At 69.3% G+C, this 16,168-nt stretch carries 17 protein-coding genes; 12 read left to right on the top strand and 5 right to left on the bottom strand.

Translation table 11 applies throughout. The features are described 5' to 3' along the window. Positions 1 to 18 precede the first annotated feature (18 nt). The 5 genes from AC5I49_RS20295 (at position 19) to AC5I49_RS20275 (ending at position 4,717) form a co-directional block, all read left to right on the top strand. Positions 19 to 240: a recombinase-like helix-turn-helix domain-containing protein gene (locus AC5I49_RS20295; RefSeq protein ID WP_016452043.1), complete on the top strand. Its 222-nt coding sequence runs from the start codon at positions 19 to 21 to the stop codon at positions 238 to 240. Between the two features lie 24 nt (positions 241 to 264). Beyond that, positions 265 to 1,290 (top strand): Rieske 2Fe-2S domain-containing protein, encoded by a 1,026-nt coding sequence (locus AC5I49_RS20290; RefSeq protein ID WP_016449104.1) that lies wholly within the window; start codon positions 265 to 267, stop codon positions 1,288 to 1,290. After that, on the top strand, positions 1,287 to 2,246 hold the full coding sequence (locus tag AC5I49_RS20285; RefSeq protein ID WP_016449105.1) for a PDR/VanB family oxidoreductase: 960 nt from the start codon (positions 1,287 to 1,289) through the stop codon (positions 2,244 to 2,246). The genes AC5I49_RS20290 and AC5I49_RS20285 overlap by 4 nt, the downstream gene beginning before the upstream one ends. A gap of 78 nt (positions 2,247 to 2,324) precedes the next feature. Beyond that, a complete protein-coding gene (locus AC5I49_RS20280) occupies positions 2,325 to 3,392 on the top strand; it encodes a porin (protein ID WP_013804504.1) in 1,068 nt (355 codons plus the stop codon). Between the two features lie 29 nt (positions 3,393 to 3,421). Next, positions 3,422 to 4,717 (top strand): MFS transporter, encoded by a 1,296-nt coding sequence (locus AC5I49_RS20275; protein WP_016449106.1) that lies wholly within the window; start codon positions 3,422 to 3,424, stop codon positions 4,715 to 4,717. Between the two features lie 6 nt (positions 4,718 to 4,723). Here AC5I49_RS20275 and AC5I49_RS20270 read toward each other — a convergent pair whose 3' ends face one another. Next, entirely contained in the window at positions 4,724 to 5,632 is a 909-nt protein-coding gene (locus tag AC5I49_RS20270; protein WP_016449107.1) for a LysR family transcriptional regulator, read from the bottom strand. Positions 5,633 to 5,704: 72 nt separating this feature from the next. On the opposite strand from AC5I49_RS20270, the gene AC5I49_RS20265 reads away from it, so the two are divergent. The 4 genes from AC5I49_RS20265 (at position 5,705) to AC5I49_RS20250 (ending at position 8,997) form a co-directional block, all read left to right on the top strand. Continuing rightward, positions 5,705 to 6,370: an HAD family hydrolase gene (locus AC5I49_RS20265; protein ID WP_495789805.1), complete on the top strand. Its 666-nt coding sequence runs from the start codon at positions 5,705 to 5,707 to the stop codon at positions 6,368 to 6,370. A gap of 66 nt (positions 6,371 to 6,436) precedes the next feature. Beyond that, a complete protein-coding gene (locus AC5I49_RS20260) occupies positions 6,437 to 7,450 on the top strand; it encodes a tripartite tricarboxylate transporter substrate binding protein BugD (protein WP_016452041.1) in 1,014 nt (337 codons plus the stop codon). 19 nt (positions 7,451 to 7,469) lie between these two features. Beyond that, the gene (locus AC5I49_RS20255; protein WP_017404711.1) at positions 7,470 to 8,612 is read left to right on the top strand and encodes a DSD1 family PLP-dependent enzyme; all 1,143 of its coding nucleotides are present in this window, start codon (positions 7,470 to 7,472) and stop codon (positions 8,610 to 8,612) included. Beyond that, positions 8,602 to 8,997 carry a RidA family protein gene (locus tag AC5I49_RS20250; protein ID WP_016452039.1) on the top strand — a complete coding sequence of 132 codons (396 nt, stop codon included), beginning with the start codon at positions 8,602 to 8,604 and terminating at the stop codon, positions 8,995 to 8,997. Before AC5I49_RS20255 ends, AC5I49_RS20250 begins: the two co-directional genes overlap by 11 nt. A gap of 31 nt (positions 8,998 to 9,028) precedes the next feature. Here the strand turns inward: AC5I49_RS20250 and corA are convergent, their stop codons facing one another. From corA to tsaB, 4 genes are all read right to left on the bottom strand, one after another. Then, entirely contained in the window at positions 9,029 to 10,015 is a 987-nt protein-coding gene (gene corA, locus AC5I49_RS20245) for a magnesium/cobalt transporter CorA (protein WP_016449112.1), read from the bottom strand. Positions 10,016 to 10,188: 173 nt separating this feature from the next. Continuing rightward, positions 10,189 to 11,163: a uracil-DNA glycosylase family protein gene (locus AC5I49_RS20240; RefSeq protein WP_017404710.1), complete on the bottom strand. Its 975-nt coding sequence runs from the start codon at positions 11,161 to 11,163 to the stop codon at positions 10,189 to 10,191. Continuing rightward, on the bottom strand, positions 11,154 to 11,678 hold the full coding sequence (gene rimI / locus AC5I49_RS20235; RefSeq protein ID WP_016449114.1) for a ribosomal protein S18-alanine N-acetyltransferase: 525 nt from the start codon (positions 11,676 to 11,678) through the stop codon (positions 11,154 to 11,156). Before rimI ends, AC5I49_RS20240 begins: the two co-directional genes overlap by 10 nt. Continuing rightward, a complete protein-coding gene (gene tsaB, locus AC5I49_RS20230; RefSeq protein ID WP_016449115.1) occupies positions 11,675 to 12,415 on the bottom strand; it encodes a tRNA (adenosine(37)-N6)-threonylcarbamoyltransferase complex dimerization subunit type 1 TsaB in 741 nt (246 codons plus the stop codon). The genes rimI and tsaB overlap by 4 nt, the downstream gene beginning before the upstream one ends. A gap of 78 nt (positions 12,416 to 12,493) precedes the next feature. Between tsaB and dacB the strand changes: the two genes are divergently transcribed. The 3 genes from dacB (at position 12,494) to AC5I49_RS20215 (ending at position 16,154) form a co-directional block, all read left to right on the top strand. Continuing rightward, positions 12,494 to 14,053, top strand: coding sequence for a D-alanyl-D-alanine carboxypeptidase/D-alanyl-D-alanine endopeptidase (dacB, locus tag AC5I49_RS20225; protein ID WP_495789804.1), 1,560 nt, complete (start codon positions 12,494 to 12,496; stop codon positions 14,051 to 14,053). A gap of 264 nt (positions 14,054 to 14,317) precedes the next feature. After that, the gene (locus AC5I49_RS20220) at positions 14,318 to 15,451 is read left to right on the top strand and encodes an SGNH/GDSL hydrolase family protein (RefSeq protein WP_047217891.1); all 1,134 of its coding nucleotides are present in this window, start codon (positions 14,318 to 14,320) and stop codon (positions 15,449 to 15,451) included. A gap of 31 nt (positions 15,452 to 15,482) precedes the next feature. After that, on the top strand, positions 15,483 to 16,154 hold the full coding sequence (locus AC5I49_RS20215) for an OmpW/AlkL family protein (protein ID WP_016449118.1): 672 nt from the start codon (positions 15,483 to 15,485) through the stop codon (positions 16,152 to 16,154). The last annotated feature ends 14 nt before the right edge of the window (positions 16,155 to 16,168 follow it).

Here is a 16,168-nt window from a genome sequence, read left to right as displayed (position 1 = left end):
TTTTCGAAGGAGAGAACCATGGCCGCTGATCGCTATCTCGAGCCGCACCAGGCGCGCGAACGTGCCCCCACCCTGATGGAAGACCTGCTGGGCGATTCCATCGAACGCGCCTTCGGCGAAGGCGTGCAGACCCTGCCCGAACTGGTGGCCTACCTCAACCGCAGCGGCCCCTCCGGCGAGAACGGCGAGGCCTGGACCGAAGACAGCTTCCAGGCGCTGATGGCGCGGCTGGGCTATTGATACCGAGCAGGACTGGAGAGCCCCATGAACGTACAAACCATCACCATCGATCCGGTGGACGGCCTGCTCAACAAAGGCCTGAAGAACCTCTGGTACGCGGTCTGCCCCTCGGACTTCGTGAAGACCCAGCCCGTGTCCGTGCGCCGCTTCGGCCGCAAGATCGCGCTGTGGCGCGATGCCGCCGGCCAGGTCCACGCGCTGGAAGACCATTGCCCGCACCGCGGCGCGCCGCTGTCGCAGGGCGTGATCCTGGGCGACCGCCTGGCCTGCCCCTACCACGGCGTGGAAGTGCGCTGCGACGGCACCGTGACCAAGGTGCCCGGCAGCCCCGGCTGCAAGCTCGAAGGCTCGCGCGCGGCGCTGGCCTTCCATGCGCGCGAGGCCCATGGCGCCATCTTTCTCTACAACAGCGACAAGGCCGTTGACGAGGCGCCCGAGTTCACGCTGCCCGAGGAGCTGACCTCGCCCGAGTACTCCAACTTCCTGTGCTATGCCGAGTGGCGCAGCGACTACCGCTATGCGCTGGACAACGTCATGGACCCCATGCACGGCACCTTCCTGCACAAGCAGTCGCACTCCATGGCCGAGGGCGACAGCAAGGCCACGTTCCAGGTGCGCGAGACCGATGACGGCTTCGTCTTCGAGAAGGTGGGCCAGCGCGGCGTGAACTTCGACTGGACCGAGTGGGGCAGCACGGGCGTGCACTGGATGCGCCTGGAGATTCCGTACCCCAAGACCGGCGGCCCCGGCGGCAACTTCGCCATCGTGGCCTGCGTCACGCCCATCAGCGCCGACCTGTGCGCCGTGTTCTTCTGGCGCTGCCGCAAGGTGCAGGGCTGGATGCGCGACACCTGGCGCTTCCTGTACCGCAACCGCCTGGAGGCGCGCCACTGGGCCGTGCTGGAGCAGGACCGGATCATGATGGAGCAGATGGAGCTGGACGCCAACGAGCGCGAGAACCTCTACCAGCACGACATCGGCCTGGTGCGCCTGCGCCGCCACCTGCGCCGCCTGGCCCAGGAGCAGATCGACGAAGGCGCCGCATCATGAGCACCAACCTCCAGGCCTTCGTGCACACGCTGCGCTTCGAGGCCCAGGACACCATCAGCGTGGACCTGCGGCCCGTGGCGGGCGGGGAGCTTCCCGCCTTCACGCCGGGCTCGCACATCGATCTGCACCTGCCCAACGGCCTGGTGCGCAGCTACTCGCTGAGCAACCCCAGCGAGGAGCGCCACCGCTACGTGGTCGGCGTGCTGCGCGACCGCGCCAGCCGCGGTGGCTCGCGCTGCGTGCACGAGTCGCTGCGCGTGGGAATGCCCATCACCATCTCCGAGCCGCGCAACCATTTCGCGCTGGACGAAAGCGCCGCGCACACCGTGCTGGTGGCCGGCGGCATCGGCATCACGCCGCTGCTGTGCATGGCGCGCCGGCTCAAGGGCCAGGGCCGCTCGTTCGAGATGCTGTACTTCGCCCGCGAGCGCAAGGGTGCGGCCTTCCTGGAAGAGCTGCAGGCGCTGGGCATGCCGCTGCACCTGCACTTCGACAGCGAGGCCGGCGGCCCGCCCGACCTGCGCGCGCTGCTGGCCCAACGGCAGCCCGACGCGGGCACGCACCACTACGCCTGCGGCCCCACGCCCATGCTGGACGCCTTCGAGAAGTTCTGCGCCGAGCTGGGCCACGCCAACGCCCACATCGAGCGCTTCACGCCCGTGGAGGTCAAGGCCGCCGACGATGCGCGCAGCAACTACACGGTGGAACTCAAGCGCAGCGGCCGCTTCATCGAGATCACGCCCGAGAAGTCGCTGCTCGACACCCTGCTGGATGCCGGCATCCAGATGGACCACAGCTGCTGCGAAGGTGTCTGCGGCTCCTGCGAGACGCGCGTGCTCGAAGGCATTCCGGACCACCGCGACTCGGTGCTCAGCCCCAAGGAAAAGGCCAGCAACAAAGTGATGATGGTCTGCGTTTCCGGCTGCAAGAGCGAACGTTTAGTGCTCGATATCTGAGCAGGCAATCAGACCTGCACGGCAACAACCCACCACCCCCAAGCCCCCCCAAGCCACCACCCCAGAGGAGACAACCCCATGAAAACCATCCATACGCCCATGCTGGGCGTGGCGCTAGCCTGCCTGGCGTCCTTGCCCGGTGCCGCTTCGGCGCAGTCCAAGGTCGAGATCTTCGGCGTCGTCGATGTCGGCGTCACGCACCTGAACGGCTCCGGCCCCTCCAAGACCGGCCTGTCCACGGGCGGCGCCAACATCAGCCGCCTCGGCTTTCGCGGCACGGAAGAGCTGGGCGGCGGCCTGCGCGCTGGCTTCTGGCTGGAGGCGGGCATGGACGTGGACAGCGGCTCGGGCAAGGCCAGCGGTGGCGGCCTGAGCTTCAACCGCCGCTCCACCGTGAGCCTGTCGGGCGACTTCGGCGAAGTGCGCCTGGGCCGCGATGACTCGGCCACCTTCCTGAGCACGCTGATCTTCGACCCCTTCCTCACCAACGGCGTGGGCGGCACCATGGGCTTCACCATGCTGGGCATTCCCGGCACGGGCACGGCCACGGGCGGCGCGCCCATCCAGATCAGCAACGCGGTCAGCTACTTCCTGCCGCAGAACCTGGGCGGCTTCTACGGCCAGGTGCAGGTGGCCATGGGCGAGCAGGCGCGCAGCGCGCCCAACAAGAACCAGGGCGACTACCGCGGCCTGCGCTTCGGCTATCGCCAGGGCCCCTTCAACGGCGCACTGGCCACGGGCAAGTTCTATGGCGACAGCGATGCGACCAACCTCACGGCCAGCAACGTGGGCCTGAGCTGGGACTTCGGCGTGGCCAAGCCCATGCTGCTGTGGGCCAGCGAAAAGCGCGGCGCCCTCAAGGTCACCGCCCTGCAGCTGGGCGTGACCGCGCCCGTGGGCATGGGCGAGTTCAAGGCCTCCTACGGCCACTACAACACCGACGGCAGCAATGCCGACTGGAACAAGATCAGCGTGGGCTACGGGCACAACCTGTCCAAGCGCACCCAGGTCTACGGCACGGTGGCCTTCCTCAAGAACAAGGACGGCGCGGCCAAGTCCATCGGCGTGCAGGGCCTGTCGGCCCCGGGCACCACGCTGGGCGGCCGCTCCTCCGGCTTCGAGGTGGGCGTGCGCCACTTCTTCTGATACAGCCCATCGGGCGATAGAGACTTGCCATGAAAGATATGCGTGCGGCCCGCTGGTGGGGGGTGATCAGCCTCTTCATCATCGTCGCCATCTCCTATGTGGACCGGATCAACCTTTCGATCCTCATCCTCGACCAGGGATTTCTGGACCACATCGGGCTGACGCACGACGACCGCACGCGCCAGGGCCTGCTGGCCACGGCCTTCATGGTGGGCTACGGCGTTTCTTCCTTCGTGTTGACGCCGTTTTGCGCGGCGCTCTTCGGCGTGCGCCGAAGCCTGGTGGTCGGCCTGCTGCTGTGGGGCGCCGTGTCCTTTCTGTCCCCGGCCATGAACAGCTATGGCCTGCTGCTGGCCTCGCGCATCCTGCTGGGCATCTCCGAAGGGCCGCTGTACTCGCTGGCGGGCAGCTACATCAAGGCGCATTTCCAGAGCCATGAGAACGGCCTGCCCAACTCTTTCGTGAACATGGGCACGGGCCTGGGGCTGGCGGTGGGCTATCCGCTGATCGGCTACCTGGTGGCCGGCCATGACTGGCAGACCTCGTTCCACGTGCTGGGCCTGATCAATGTGGCCATCGGCATTCCGCTGGTGCTGGCCTTCATCCGCATGCCCCGCGTGGACACCGGCATGCCGCGCCCGCGCTCGCTGGGCGAGGCGGTGGGCCAGGTCGGGCAGATCGTGCGCGGCGCCATGCACACGCGCTATCTGGTGCTGGTGGCCGTGCTGTCGGCGGCCTTCTTCTCCTACCTCTGGGGCAGCAGCAACTGGCTGCCGGCCTATCTGGAGTCGCGCGGCTTTTCGCTGCGCGAGATGGGCTGGCTGGCCTCGCTGCCGCAGTACGCCACGGTATTGGCCGTGCTGGTCGGCGGCATCGTCATCGACCGCCTGCCGCGCCGCCAGGTGCCGCTGATCTTCGTCGGCGGCAGCCTGGGCCTGGCGCTGGCCATCTGGCTGGCCATCCACATGGAAGACCGCTACGCGGCGGCCTACTGCCTGATCGCCGCCAACTTCTGCTGGGGCCTGATGAGCCCGGCCATCCCCAGCACCGTGCAGTACTGCGCGCGGCCCGAGCATGTGGCCAGCGCCTATGGCGTCGTCAACGGCACGGCGACCCTGGTGGCGGGCTTCATGCCTGCGCTCATGGGGGCGGTCATCGGCTGGACATCGCATTCGGCCGGCGGCGGTTTCGTTGCCGGCTTCGGCCTGCTGGTGGGCACGCAGCTGGTGGTCATGGTCTGCGGCCTGGTGCTGTGGCTGCGCGAGCGCGGCCAGGGCACCCACGGTGCCAGCGATGCCCGGGATACATCCGCGCGCACGGCCTGACCTGCACTACAGCGCGCCCGCTGCGGCGCACTGCTCCAGAAACGTCACCAAGGCCTGCACGCGCGCCGTGCGGCCCTTGCGCGTGGGCACCAGCAGGGTGACGGGCGCGCTGCCGAAATGCCAGTCGGGCAGCACGCGCACCAGCCGGCCCTCGGCAATGGCCGGTGCCATGTCCCATTGCGAACGCAGCACCAGGCCCAGGCCCTGTTCGGCCCAGTGGCGGGCCACGCCGCCATCGTTGGTCACATAGGACGGCGTCACACGCAGGGTCTGGCCGTCCACGGCACGCCGGCTGGCGGCGGGGCGCAGGTGCCACAGCGTCACATCCTCCTCGTTCTCGCGGATACAGATGCAGGCGTGCTCCAGCAATTCGCGCGGCGTGGCGGGCGTGCCATGGCGGCGCAGGTAGCCGGGGCTGGCGCACAGCCAGCGGTCGTTGGCAGCCAGCTCGCGCGCCACCCAGGAGGAGTCGCGCACCGCGCCGATGTGGACCACGGCATCGGCATCGTGGCGGTCGGGAAAAGGCGTTTCGCGCAGGTCCAGCTGCAGTTTCAGTTGCGGGTGCTGGCGCGTGAAGGGCACCAGGGCCGGGGCCAGCCGGCTGCGCCCGTAGCCGAAGGGCGCGGCCAAGCGCAGCGTGCCGCCCAGCTGGCGGGCATCGCCGTGCAGCGAGTCGCGCAGCTCCTCGATCTGGCCCAGCAGCCGCACGGCCTCGCGGGCAAAGCGCTCGCCCTCGGGCGTCAGCGCCAGGCGCCGCGCGCTGCGGTTGGCCAGGGACAGGCCCAGTTCGGCCTCCAGCCGGCGCAGGCGCATGGACAGTGCAGGCGGTGTTACGTCAAGCGCACGGGCCGCCGCGCTCAGCGAGCTTTCGCGCAGCAAGGCGGCGGCAAGCTGCAGGTCTTCGATGGCAATCATTCAATTTGCCTTAACGATTGATGACGGCGGATTTAACCACGACCATGGTCTTGGTCCGTACAGTGCCAAGGCATGAACACCCCATACCCCACCTCTGCCGCATGGCCCCGGGCCGTGCTCTTCGACCTGCTGACCGCCTTGCTGGACTCCTGGACCGTCTGGAATGCGGCCGCCGGCAGCGAGGCTGCCGGGCGCGACTGGCGCGCCGAATACCTGCGCCTGACCTATGGCTGCGGCGCCTACCAGCCCTATGAGGATCTGGTGCGCACGGCGGCCCGCAACCGGGGCCTGCCCGAGTCGGTGGCCGACAGGCTGGAGGCGCAATGGGAGCAGCTGCAGCCCTGGGATGGCGCACGCGAGCTGCTGGCCGCCCTGCGCCCGCACTGCCGCCTGGCCGTGGTGACCAATTGCTCCGAGCGCCTGGGTCAACGTGCCGCCGCGCTGCTGGGCGTGGATTGGGATGTGGTGGTGACCTCGGAAGCAGCAGGCTTCTACAAGCCCGACCCCCGGCCCTACCAGCTGGCGCTGGACCGGCTGGGGCTGCCTGCGGGCCAGGCCGCCTTCGTGGCCGGATCGGGCTATGACCTGTTCGGCACCTCGGCCGTGGGCCTGCGTACCTTCTGGCACAACCGCGTGGGCCTGTCGCGGCCCACGGGCGCGCCGCAGGCCGAGGCCGAAGCACCCACGCTGGCGCCGGCACTGCCCTGGCTCAGGGACTTTTCCCTGCAGCAGGGTTGAACCCCGAGGGTGCAGCCGGTGCTGTGCCCGCCGTCCTTTCCTGTCCACCCTTGTGAGGAGCCTGCCATGCAGCTGCGTCCAGCCCTGCCGTTGTCCCTTGTGTCCGCATTCCCGGTCCTGTCCATCGTCTGTGCCATGGCGTGGAGCCAGGGAGCCCTGGCGCAGGCCGGCGCTGCCTTTCCGGCCAGGCCGGTCACGCTGGTCGTGCCGTTTCCCCCGGGAGGCCCCAGCGATGCGCTGGCCCGTGCCGTGGCTCAGAAGATGGGGGAGCATCTGGGCCAACCCCTGGTGATCGAGAACCTGGGTGGCGCCAATGGAACCATCGGCCTGAACCAGGCGCGCAAGGCTGCCGCCGACGGCTACACCCTGTCCTTTGGCGGCATAGGCACGCATGTGGTCAATGTGGCCTTGTACCGCAAGCTGCCCTATGACCCCGTGGCCGACTTCGCCCCTGTGGGACCTGCGGGCGCGGCGCCCATGCTGCTGCTGGCGCGTGCCAATCTGCCGGCCTCCGACCTGCGCCAGTTCGCCGACTGGCTCAAGCGCAACCAGGCCGCAGCCTCCTATGGCAGCGCCGGCGTGGGCTCGATATCGCACTATGGGTGCGTGCTGCTGCTGTCGGCGCTGGGCCAAAGCCCCACCCATGTTCCCTATCGCGGGATCGCACCTGCCATGAACGATCTCATGGGCGGACAGACCGATTTCATGTGCGACCAGACGACGACGGCGCTGCCGCAGATCGCGGGCGGCCGCATCAAGGCGATTGCGGTGCTGGGAACACAGCGCCTGGCTCAGCTGCCGGGCACGGCGGCCAGCGCCGAGGCAGGCCACCCCCTGCAGGCGCGCTCATGGAACGCGATCTTCGCACCACGCGGCACGCCGCCGGCGGTGCTCGCGCGGCTGACGCGGTCGCTGCAGCACGCCATGGGCGATGCGGGCCTGCGCGCACAGATGGCTGCGCTGGGGGTGGAGCTGCCGTCGCCCGAGCAGGCCGTGCCGGCCACGGTCTCCGCCTTGATCGAACAGGGACTGCGCAACGACGTGCCTGCCCTCAAGGCCAAAGGCCAATACCTGGATTGACGATGGAGAGAGAAACACCATGCAAGACACACTTCTGACCCTGGACACGCCCGCTGCCGTGATCGACCTCGCACGCATGCAGCGCAACATCCACCGCATGCAGCAGCGCATGGACGCGCAGGGCGTGCGCCTGCGCCCCCATGTGAAGACCAGCAAGAGCGTGCCCGTGGCCGCCGCGCAGCGCGCGGCCGGGGCCTCGGGCATCACGGTCTCCACCCTGAAGGAGGCCGAGCAGTTCTTTGCCGCTGGCACCACCGACATCCTCTATGCAGTCAGCATGGCGCCGCACCGCCTGCCGCAGGCCCTGCAACTGCGCCGGCGCGGCTGCGATCTCAAGCTCATCGTGGACAGCGTGGCGGCGGCCCAGGCCATTGCCGCGTTCGGCCGCGAACAGGGCGAGGCCTTCGAGGTATGGATAGAGATCGACACCGACGGCCACCGCTCCGGCGTGGGCGCCGAAGATGCGCCGCTGCTGCTGGCCATTGGCCGCACGCTGCACGACGGCGGCATGCGCCTGGGTGGTGTGCTCACGCATGCCGGCTCCAGCTACGAGCTGGACACGCCCGATGCGCTGCAGGCGCTGGCCGAGCGCGAGCGCGCCGGCTGCGTGCAGGCCGCCGAAGCCCTGCGCGCGGCCGGCCTGCCGTGCCCCGTGGTCAGCGTGGGCTCCACGCCCACCGCGCTGGCGGCATGCCGGCTGGACGGCGTGACCGAGGTGCGCGCAGGCGTCTATGTGTTCTTCGACCTGGTGATGCGCAACATCGGCGTGTGCACGGCCGAGGACGTGGCGCTGTCGGTGCTGGCCACCGTGATCGGCCACCAGGCCGACAAGGGTTGGGCCATCGTGGACGCAGGCTGGATGGCCATGAGCCGCGACCGGGGCACGGCGAAACAGCGGCAGGACTTCGGCTACGGCCAGGTCTGCGACCTGCATGGCGAGGTGATGCCGGGCTTCGTGCTGACCGGCGCCAACCAGGAGCACGGCATCCTGGCGCGCGCTGATGGCGCGATAGAGGCCGACATCGCCGCCCGCTTTCCCCTGGGCACGCGGCTGCGCATCCTGCCCAACCATGCCTGCGCCACGGGCGCGCAGTTCCCGGCCTACCAGGCGCTGGCGGCAGATGGCTCGGTGCAAACCTGGGAGCGGCTCCATGGCTGGTGAAAACGGGATCGATCTGCGCCATGCATCGCCGAACCTGCCTGCGCCGGGCGGCCACTACAGCCACACGGCCACGGGCCAGGGGCTGGTCTTCGTGTCAGGGCAGCTGCCCATACGGCCCGACGGCACGCGCCTGGTGGACGCCAGCTTCGAGGACCAGGCCCGGCAGGCGCTGGCCAACCTGGCAGCGGCGCTGGAGCTGGCCGGCAGCGGCGTGCCGCGGCTGCTGCAGGTGCGCGTGTACCTGGACGACATGGCGCACTGGCCGGCCTTCGACCGCATCTACGCGGACTGGGCCGGCGCACACCGGCCCGCGCGCGCCGTGGTGCCCACGGGGGCGCTGCATTTCGGGTTGAAGGTGGAAATCGAGGCCGTGGCGCTGGCCTGAAGAAAGCCCGGCCCGAGGGGGCCGGCTGCCGCTACTTCAGCCAGCCGCGCTTGCGGAAATACAGCATGGGCCCGACGGCGCTGAGCACCATGAGCGCGATGACGTAGACGTAGCCGAACTCCCACTCCAGCTCGGGCATGAAGCGGAAGTTCATGCCGTAGACGCTGGCGATCAGCGTGGGCGGCAGCAGGGCCACGCTGGCCACCGAGAAGATCTTGATGATCTTGTTCTGGTTGATGTTGATGAAGCCGACGGTGGCATCCATCAGGAAGTTGATCTTGTCGAAGAGGAAGGCCGTGTGGCTGTCCAGCGATTCGATGTCGCGCAGGATCTGGCGCGCTTCCTCGAACTGCTCGGCATTGAGCATCTTGGAACGCATCATGAAGCTGACGGCGCGGCGCGTGTCCATGACGTTGCGGCGGATGCGGCCGTTCAGGTCTTCCTGGCGCGCGATGGCGCCCAGCACTTCGCGGGCCACGTCGTCGGTCACGTCGCCGGACAGCACCATCTTGCTGGCCTTCTCCAGGTCGTCGTAGATGCCTTCGAGCGTATCGGCCGAGTACTCGGCGTCGGCGTCGAACAGCTTGAGCAGCACGTCCTTGGCCTCGTCGATCAGGCCCGGCGCGCGGCGCGCGCGCATGCGCAGCAGCCGGAAGACCGGCACGTCCTCGTCATGGATGGAGAACAGCACGCCGCAGCTGCGCAGGTTCTTGTTGTGCTCGTTGACGATGAAGGCCACGCGCACGGAGCGGGGATCCTCGTCATCGTCGATCAGGAAGTCGCTGCGGATGTGCAGCTCGCCGTTGTCTTCTTCGTAGAAGCGGGCCGATTCCTCGATGTCGTCGTCCATCGCATCTTCGGGGATGGACAACTCGTAGTGCTGCTTGATCCAGCGCTTTTCCTCGACCGTGGGCGACTCCAGGTCCACCCAGATCGGCTTGAAGCGGGACAGCTCCTCCAGCGACTCGATCTCTTCTTGAACCAGGCGGCCATTGGCCAGCGTAAAGATGTTGAGCATAGGCTCACTCCAGGTGTTCTTCTCAGGCGTGCGGGGTATCGGGGGTGCTTTCAACCCCACAGGCCAACCGGGAGTTGAAAGCTACCAACTGGGGTAGGTTTCCACGGAGCTTTCTCCAAGATGCAAAGCATCGGATTATGCAGCGTTGCGCTGCAGCATGCGGGCCGGCCGCGCTATTCGGAAGCGGCTCCAGGGGGCATCTGGCGGCCTGTCACAAAAGCCTGGGCATGGCACAGGTCGGCCCAGGCGCCGGCCTTGGCCTGGGGGGCGCGCAGCAGATAGTTGGGGTCGTAGCTGACCACGGCCGGCACACCGGCGATGCGGTGCGGCTCGGCGCGCAGGCGGCCCAGGGCCTCCTGGCGCCCCAGCACGGCGCGCGCCGTGGCCAGGCCCAGCACCAGCACGCAGGCCGGGCGCAGATCGCGCAGCAGTGCCTCCAGCGACGGTTGCAGGGCCGGGACCTCGGGCGCCTCCTGGCCTTCGGCCGGAGGCTGCACGCGGTGCAGGGCGGCGCTGTACAGGCGCGGATGGTCCTGCAGGTTCAGCGCGCGCAGCATGTTGTCCAGCAGCCGGGCCGCGTCGCCTTCCAGCGCGGTGCGCGCGCAGTCGGGGCCGGGGCGCCGGGCGGGCGGCAGCGGCAGGGAGTTGGCCGGCGGCTCCAGCAGGATCAGCCAGCCGCCTTCGCCGCCATCACCGGCCGGCGGCGTTGCCGCATACACGGGACGCACGGGGCCCAGCCGCCAGCCCAGGCCCGGTGCGCCGGCCACGGGCTGCTGCACGTAGCGGCGCGGCGGGCGTTCGCGTTCGGGGATGACGGGTGCGGGAGAGGCGTGCACGGGTGCGGGAGGCGGTGGCGCCTGGACCGGCGCCTGAACAGGCACCTGAACGCGTGCGGGCGTTGGCGCGGCGACAGGCGACGATGCAGCAGGCGCCGGTGCATCAGGCGCCGGGAGGGGCGCCTCCTGCACGGGCGGCGGAACGGGGCGGGCCACCAGCGGATCCGCCAGGGGCGCCGCTGCAGGCGCATCGGCGGGCGCAGCCAGGGCCTCGGACAGCACGGCGGGCGCGGTCTCGGGTTCGGGCAGCCAGACAGTGATGCCCATGGCATGCAGCATGGCCCGCTGGCGGGTGTCTAGATTCAGGGCCATAGCTTGAGGCTCATGAGCACGGCATGCTCGCGCGGGCCGTCGTGCATGGGGTAGTAGTTCTTGCGCAGGCCCACCTCCTGGTAGCCATGCGCGGCGTAGATGCTGCGTGCGCGGACATTGCTCTCGCGCACTTCCAGCCAGATCCATTGGGCCTGGCGCTGGCGCGACCACAGGGCCAGGGCGTCCAGCAGGATGCGGGCCCAGCCCTGGCGCTGGCGCGCCGGGGCCACGGTGATGTTGAGCAGGTGCACCTCGTCGAGCACGATCATGGCGACGAAGTAGCCGACCAGCCCGCCCTGGGCATCCACCAGCAGCTGGGTTTCATAGCCGGCCGCCATGGCGTCGATGAAGTTGCCACGCGTCCAGGGATGGGAATAGGCCTGCTGCTCCACGGGCAGCAGCGTGTCCAGCCACAGCACGTTCAGCGGCTCGAAGCGCACGCTGTCCCGCTCCGACGCCAAGGCGTCGGTCAGGGGCGGCAGCGGCCGCGAGGGCTGTGGCGTGTGCGTGCTCATGCCTGGGCAGGAGGGGTCTCTGTGGTCTGCACGGGTGAAGCAAGCGCGGCTGCCGCCTTGGCAGCCTCGCGCTCGGCCGTGGTCTGCGCGACTTTATCGCGGATGTAGCGCGGCAGGGCCTGGTCGGCCGGCAGGGCGCGGTCGGCCGCCAGCATCGCAGGGGCCAGGCGCAGCATGGCGGCGGCCGTGGGCAGCGCAGCCACATGGCTGGCCTGGGGCGCCAGGCGCTCGCCATAGGCGGCCAGGGCGTTGCCGGCCACCACGGTGCCGGGCGGCAGCTGCAGGGCCTCGGGCGCGCACAGGCCGAAGTCGCCGCTTTGCTCGCCGATGTCGTTCCAGCGGCCATCGGCCCAGTGGTAGGCGGCGTGGTAGACCTCGTTCATGCGCGCATCGATCACGGCGATGAGGTCGGTGCAGCCGTATTGCATGCGCGCCTGCTCGGCCACGGCCAGCAGGCTGTCCATGGGCAGCACGGGCACGCGGGCGGCAAAGGCCAGGCCCTGGGCCACGGAGCACGCCGTGCGCAGGCCCGTGAACGAGCCCGGACCCCGGCCGAAGACGATGGCCCGCAGCTCGGCGAACTCCAGTCCGGCCTGGGCCATGAGGGCCAGGATGGCGGGGATCAGCTCGGTCGAGGTCTGCGGGCCGCCGGGGCCGCTGTGTTCCCAGACGGCATCGCCGCGCTGCACGGCGATGGAGAGGGTGTCGGTACTGGTGTCTAGGGCAAGAAGATTCATGGCGTGGGGCAGGCGGCGGTGCCGCAGCAAGTGCAGGATTATCGGTGCCCCGCCCGTCCCGCGCCCGGCAGGGCTGCAATGACCGGCGTAGACTTGCCGGCCATGTTGCATCTTTCGACGTCTTCTTCCCTTATTTCCTCGATTTCCTCCGCCTTCTCTCTTGGATTGCCGCTTTCCCGCCGGGGCCTGGCGGCCGCGCTGCTGGCGGCGTCCGTCCTGCCCGGCGTGGCAAGCGCCCAGGCAGATGCGCCCACCTCGCCGGCCTCGCTGTCCACCAAGACTGCACGCGAAAGCCGGCTGCCCCCGGCCGTGGAGGCGGCGCTTGCGCGCGCCAAGCTGCCGCGCGACGCGGTCTCGGCCCTGGTGGTCGAGGTCGATGGCCGGGCCGCTCCGCGCCTGGACTGGCAAAGCCATGTGGCCATGAACCCGGCCTCGGTGATGAAGCTGGTCACCACCTATGCGGCGCTGGACCAGCTGGGTCCTGCCCATGTCTGGCGCACGCCCGTCTTCCTGGGCGGGCCGGTGCAGGACGGCGTGCTGCGCGGGCCGCTGTACATCCAGGGCCAGGGCGATCCCAAGCTCGTGATGGAGCGGCTGTGGCTGATGCTGCGCCGCCTGCAGGGCATGGGCATCAAGGTCATCGTGGGCGACATCGTGCTGGACCGCAGCGCGTTCTCCGTCCCCGCCCACGATCCCGCCACCTTCGACAACGAGCCCTGGCGCCCCTACAACGTGGCGCCCGACGCCCTGCTGGTCAACTACAAGGCCGTGACGGTCGGCTTTGTGCCCGACGCCGCGGCGGGCGTGGCGCGGCTGCAATACGACCCGCCGCTGGCCGGAATCCAGCAACAGGAAACCGCGCCCCTGGCGCCGGCAGGCAGCGAGTGCGGCGACTGGCGCGCCCGGCTGCAGCTGGACATGGCCGACCCGTTGCGCATCGCCTTTGCCGGCACGTTCCCGGCCAGCTGCGGCGACAAGAGCTGGTCGCTGGCGCCGGCCCAGCCCGAGGCCTTTGCGGCGCGCGCCATCGAGGGCATGTGGCGCGAGCTGGGGGGCAAGCTCACGGGCACCGTGCGCGACGGCCGCGTGCCGGCCGGCCTGCAGCCGGCCTTCCAGAGCGAATCGCCCTCGCTGGCCGAGGTGGTGCGGGACATCAACAAATACAGTAACAACGTCATGGCCCAGCAGGTGTTCCTGACCATGGGCATGCAGCGCACCGGCGTGGCCAGCTTCGAGGCCTCGCGCCAGGCGCTGGGCCAGTGGTGGCAGGCGCGCTGGGGTGCGGCCGAGCAGCCCGTGGCCGACAACGGCGCGGGCCTGAGCCGCGAGGCGCGCATCACGGCCTCCGGCCTGGGCCGCATGCTGCAGCAGGCCTGGGCCTCGCCCGTGATGCCGGAGTTCGTGGCCTCCATGCCCATCGTCGGCGTCGATGGCACGCTGCGCCGCAGCCTCAGCCGCGTCCAGGGCATGGCGCACCTGAAGACCGGCACGCTGCGCGATGCCTCGGCCCTGGCCGGTTATGTGGATGGCGCCAGCGGCCGCCGATACGTGCTGGTGGCCATGGCCAACCACGCCAATGCGGCCGCCGCGCGCGCGGCCTGGGATGCGCTGGTGGACTGGACGGCGCACGACCGCTGATACGCCGCCTGCGCTCCTGTTCCAGGGCCTGCTTTTGCAGGCCCTTTCCGTTGTGTTTCCGCCTCCTGCCCGGCAAGGGCCTTGTCCTGCCTGCGGGCGCCAGACCGGTATTTATCGTCTATTCGCCCGCGTGCGAAATGCCCGGTCGGCCCGCGATTCCTATCGGTACTTGCCCGGTGTCGCCAAGGTGCGACTGTCGCTACGATGGCAATCACCAAAAAAAGCACGGTCGTGCTATTCACAACACTTCACGGAGATCACACCTTGGCAAATCGTTATCGAATCCTCGCGGCCTCCCTGGCCACGGCCGGCCTGCTGGCCGCTTGCGGTGGCGGCAGCGGCGCCGACACCACCCCCCGTGCCAAGATCACCTCCGTCAAGGTGATGGGCGACAGCCTCTCCGACAGCGGCACCTTCGGCTACAAGTTCACCGTGCAGAACGCCACGCTGACAGGCGCCGGCTCCAACCAGGTCTGGGCCGAGCGCGTGGCGGGCCTGTACAACATCTCCCTGTGCCCGCGCTTCAACGGCACGGCCTTCACGCCCAACACCTCGTGCAACAACTACGCCGTGGGCGGCGGCCGCATCAACTACACCAGCGCGCCCACGGCGCCCATCTCCATCACGCAGCAGATCCTGCTGGCCGGCGCGGCGGGCTTCACGGCCGATGACCTGGCCGTGATCGACGGCGGCGCCAATGACGCGGCCGACGTGATCGGCGCCTTCCTGGCCGCTTCCAGGGACCAGGGCGCCAACTTCAAGGCGCTGCTGTCCACCAAGATCGACGCGGCCACGCTGGGTGCGCTGCTGCAGCAGGGCCAGGCCGGCATGGCCCAGGCCGGCGGCCTGTACATGCAGAACCTGGCCAAGGGCTATGTGTCCACCATCCAGGCGAATGTGCTGGGCAAGGGCGCCACGCGCGTGGCCATCCTCAACGTGCCGGCCATCACGCTGACGCCGCGCTTCCAGCTGGTACTGCAGTCGGTGGCCCAGCAGCAGGGCTCGGCCGCCGCCGCCCAGCTGGAGACCGTGTTCGACGGCTGGGTCAAGGCCTTCAACCAGCAGGTTGCCACCGGCTTCGCGGGCGAGAGCCGCGTGGCCATCATCGATTTCTACAGCGAGTTCCGCCAGCAGATGGCCGACCCCGCCCAGTACGCCTACACCAACGTGAAAAAGGCGGCCTGCCCTGCCACCGGCGTGGGCGCCGACGGCCTGCCCACCTACAGCTTCCCGACCTGCACCGAGGCCGCGCTGTCCGCCTCCATTCCCGTGGGCGAGACCAGCGCCAACTGGTGGAAGAGCTATGCCTTTGCCGACAGCTTCCACCCCACGCCCTATGGCCATCAGCAGATGAGCCAGCTGGCCTCCCGCACCCTGGCCCGTGCCGGCTGGCTGTGATCGCAGTCATGCAGCACGAGGAGACACATCCATGAAGACATTCCTGCGCATCACCGCCGCCGTGGCCATGGCCACGGCCTGCATGGCCGCCACCGCCCAGTCCGCCGGCACCTGGAGCGTGCGCCTGGGCGCCACGCGCATCGATCCCCAGACCAGCAGCGGCTGGCTGAGCACACCCAGCTTCCCCGACACCCGCGTGGACGTGAAGGCCAACAGCCAGCTCACGGGCGGCGTGACCTACATGGTCACCAACAACTGGGCCATCGACGTGCCCATGGGCCTGCCGTTCAAGCATGACTTCGTGGGCAATGGCGCCATCTCCGGCACGGGCAAGCTGGGCCGCACCAAGGTGCTGCCCGCCACCGTGTTCGCGCAGTACCGCTTCGGCGAGGCCAACTCCGCCTTCCGCCCCTACCTGGGCCTGGGCGTGACCTATGCCAAGTTCTTCGGCGAGCGCACCACGGCCTCCCTCAACGGCCTGACCGGCGGCACGCTGGCCAACCCGACCACGGCCTCGGTGGACAGCAAATGGGGCCTGACGCCCCAGATCGGCTTCGTCTACAACTTCAACGAGCGCTGGTTCCTGGACGTGGCCTACTACAAGAGCTTCCTGAAGACCACGGCGCACCTGTCCTCGGGCCAGAGCGTGTCGCTCAAGCTCAATCCGAACGTCTACGCCATCGGCATCGGATACCGCTTCTGACAGGTCGCAGTCCC

Source organism: Delftia sp. (genome assembly GCF_059499305.1).
The sequence above is the reverse complement of the archived record's forward strand: the minus strand, read 5'-3'. Positions and strand labels throughout refer to the sequence as shown.

Bases quoted from the DNA above. Each gene is read 5' to 3' on its own strand.
- rimI (WP_016449114.1), bottom strand. From the start codon at position 11,678: ATGAGCACGCACACGCCACAGCCCTCGCGGCCGCTGCCGCCCCTGACC.
- AC5I49_RS20215 (WP_016449118.1), top strand. From the start codon at position 15,483: ATGAAGACATTCCTGCGCATCACCGCCGCCGTGGCCATGGCCACGGCC.
- AC5I49_RS20285 (WP_016449105.1), top strand. From the start codon at position 1,287: ATGAGCACCAACCTCCAGGCCTTCGTGCACACGCTGCGCTTCGAGGCC.
- AC5I49_RS20270 (WP_016449107.1), bottom strand. From the start codon at position 5,632: ATGATTGCCATCGAAGACCTGCAGCTTGCCGCCGCCTTGCTGCGCGAA.
- AC5I49_RS20265 (WP_495789805.1), top strand. From the start codon at position 5,705: ATGAACACCCCATACCCCACCTCTGCCGCATGGCCCCGGGCCGTGCTC.
- AC5I49_RS20295 (WP_016452043.1), top strand. From the start codon at position 19: ATGGCCGCTGATCGCTATCTCGAGCCGCACCAGGCGCGCGAACGTGCC.
- AC5I49_RS20240 (WP_017404710.1), bottom strand. From the start codon at position 11,163: ATGGCCCTGAATCTAGACACCCGCCAGCGGGCCATGCTGCATGCCATG.
- AC5I49_RS20250 (WP_016452039.1), top strand. From the start codon at position 8,602: ATGGCTGGTGAAAACGGGATCGATCTGCGCCATGCATCGCCGAACCTG.
- corA (WP_016449112.1), bottom strand. From the start codon at position 10,015: ATGCTCAACATCTTTACGCTGGCCAATGGCCGCCTGGTTCAAGAAGAG.
- dacB (WP_495789804.1), top strand. From the start codon at position 12,494: ATGACCGGCGTAGACTTGCCGGCCATGTTGCATCTTTCGACGTCTTCT.
- AC5I49_RS20275 (WP_016449106.1), top strand. From the start codon at position 3,422: ATGAAAGATATGCGTGCGGCCCGCTGGTGGGGGGTGATCAGCCTCTTC.
- AC5I49_RS20255 (WP_017404711.1), top strand. From the start codon at position 7,470: ATGCAAGACACACTTCTGACCCTGGACACGCCCGCTGCCGTGATCGAC.
- AC5I49_RS20290 (WP_016449104.1), top strand. From the start codon at position 265: ATGAACGTACAAACCATCACCATCGATCCGGTGGACGGCCTGCTCAAC.
- AC5I49_RS20260 (WP_016452041.1), top strand. From the start codon at position 6,437: ATGCAGCTGCGTCCAGCCCTGCCGTTGTCCCTTGTGTCCGCATTCCCG.
- AC5I49_RS20280 (WP_013804504.1), top strand. From the start codon at position 2,325: ATGAAAACCATCCATACGCCCATGCTGGGCGTGGCGCTAGCCTGCCTG.
- tsaB (WP_016449115.1), bottom strand. From the start codon at position 12,415: ATGAATCTTCTTGCCCTAGACACCAGTACCGACACCCTCTCCATCGCC.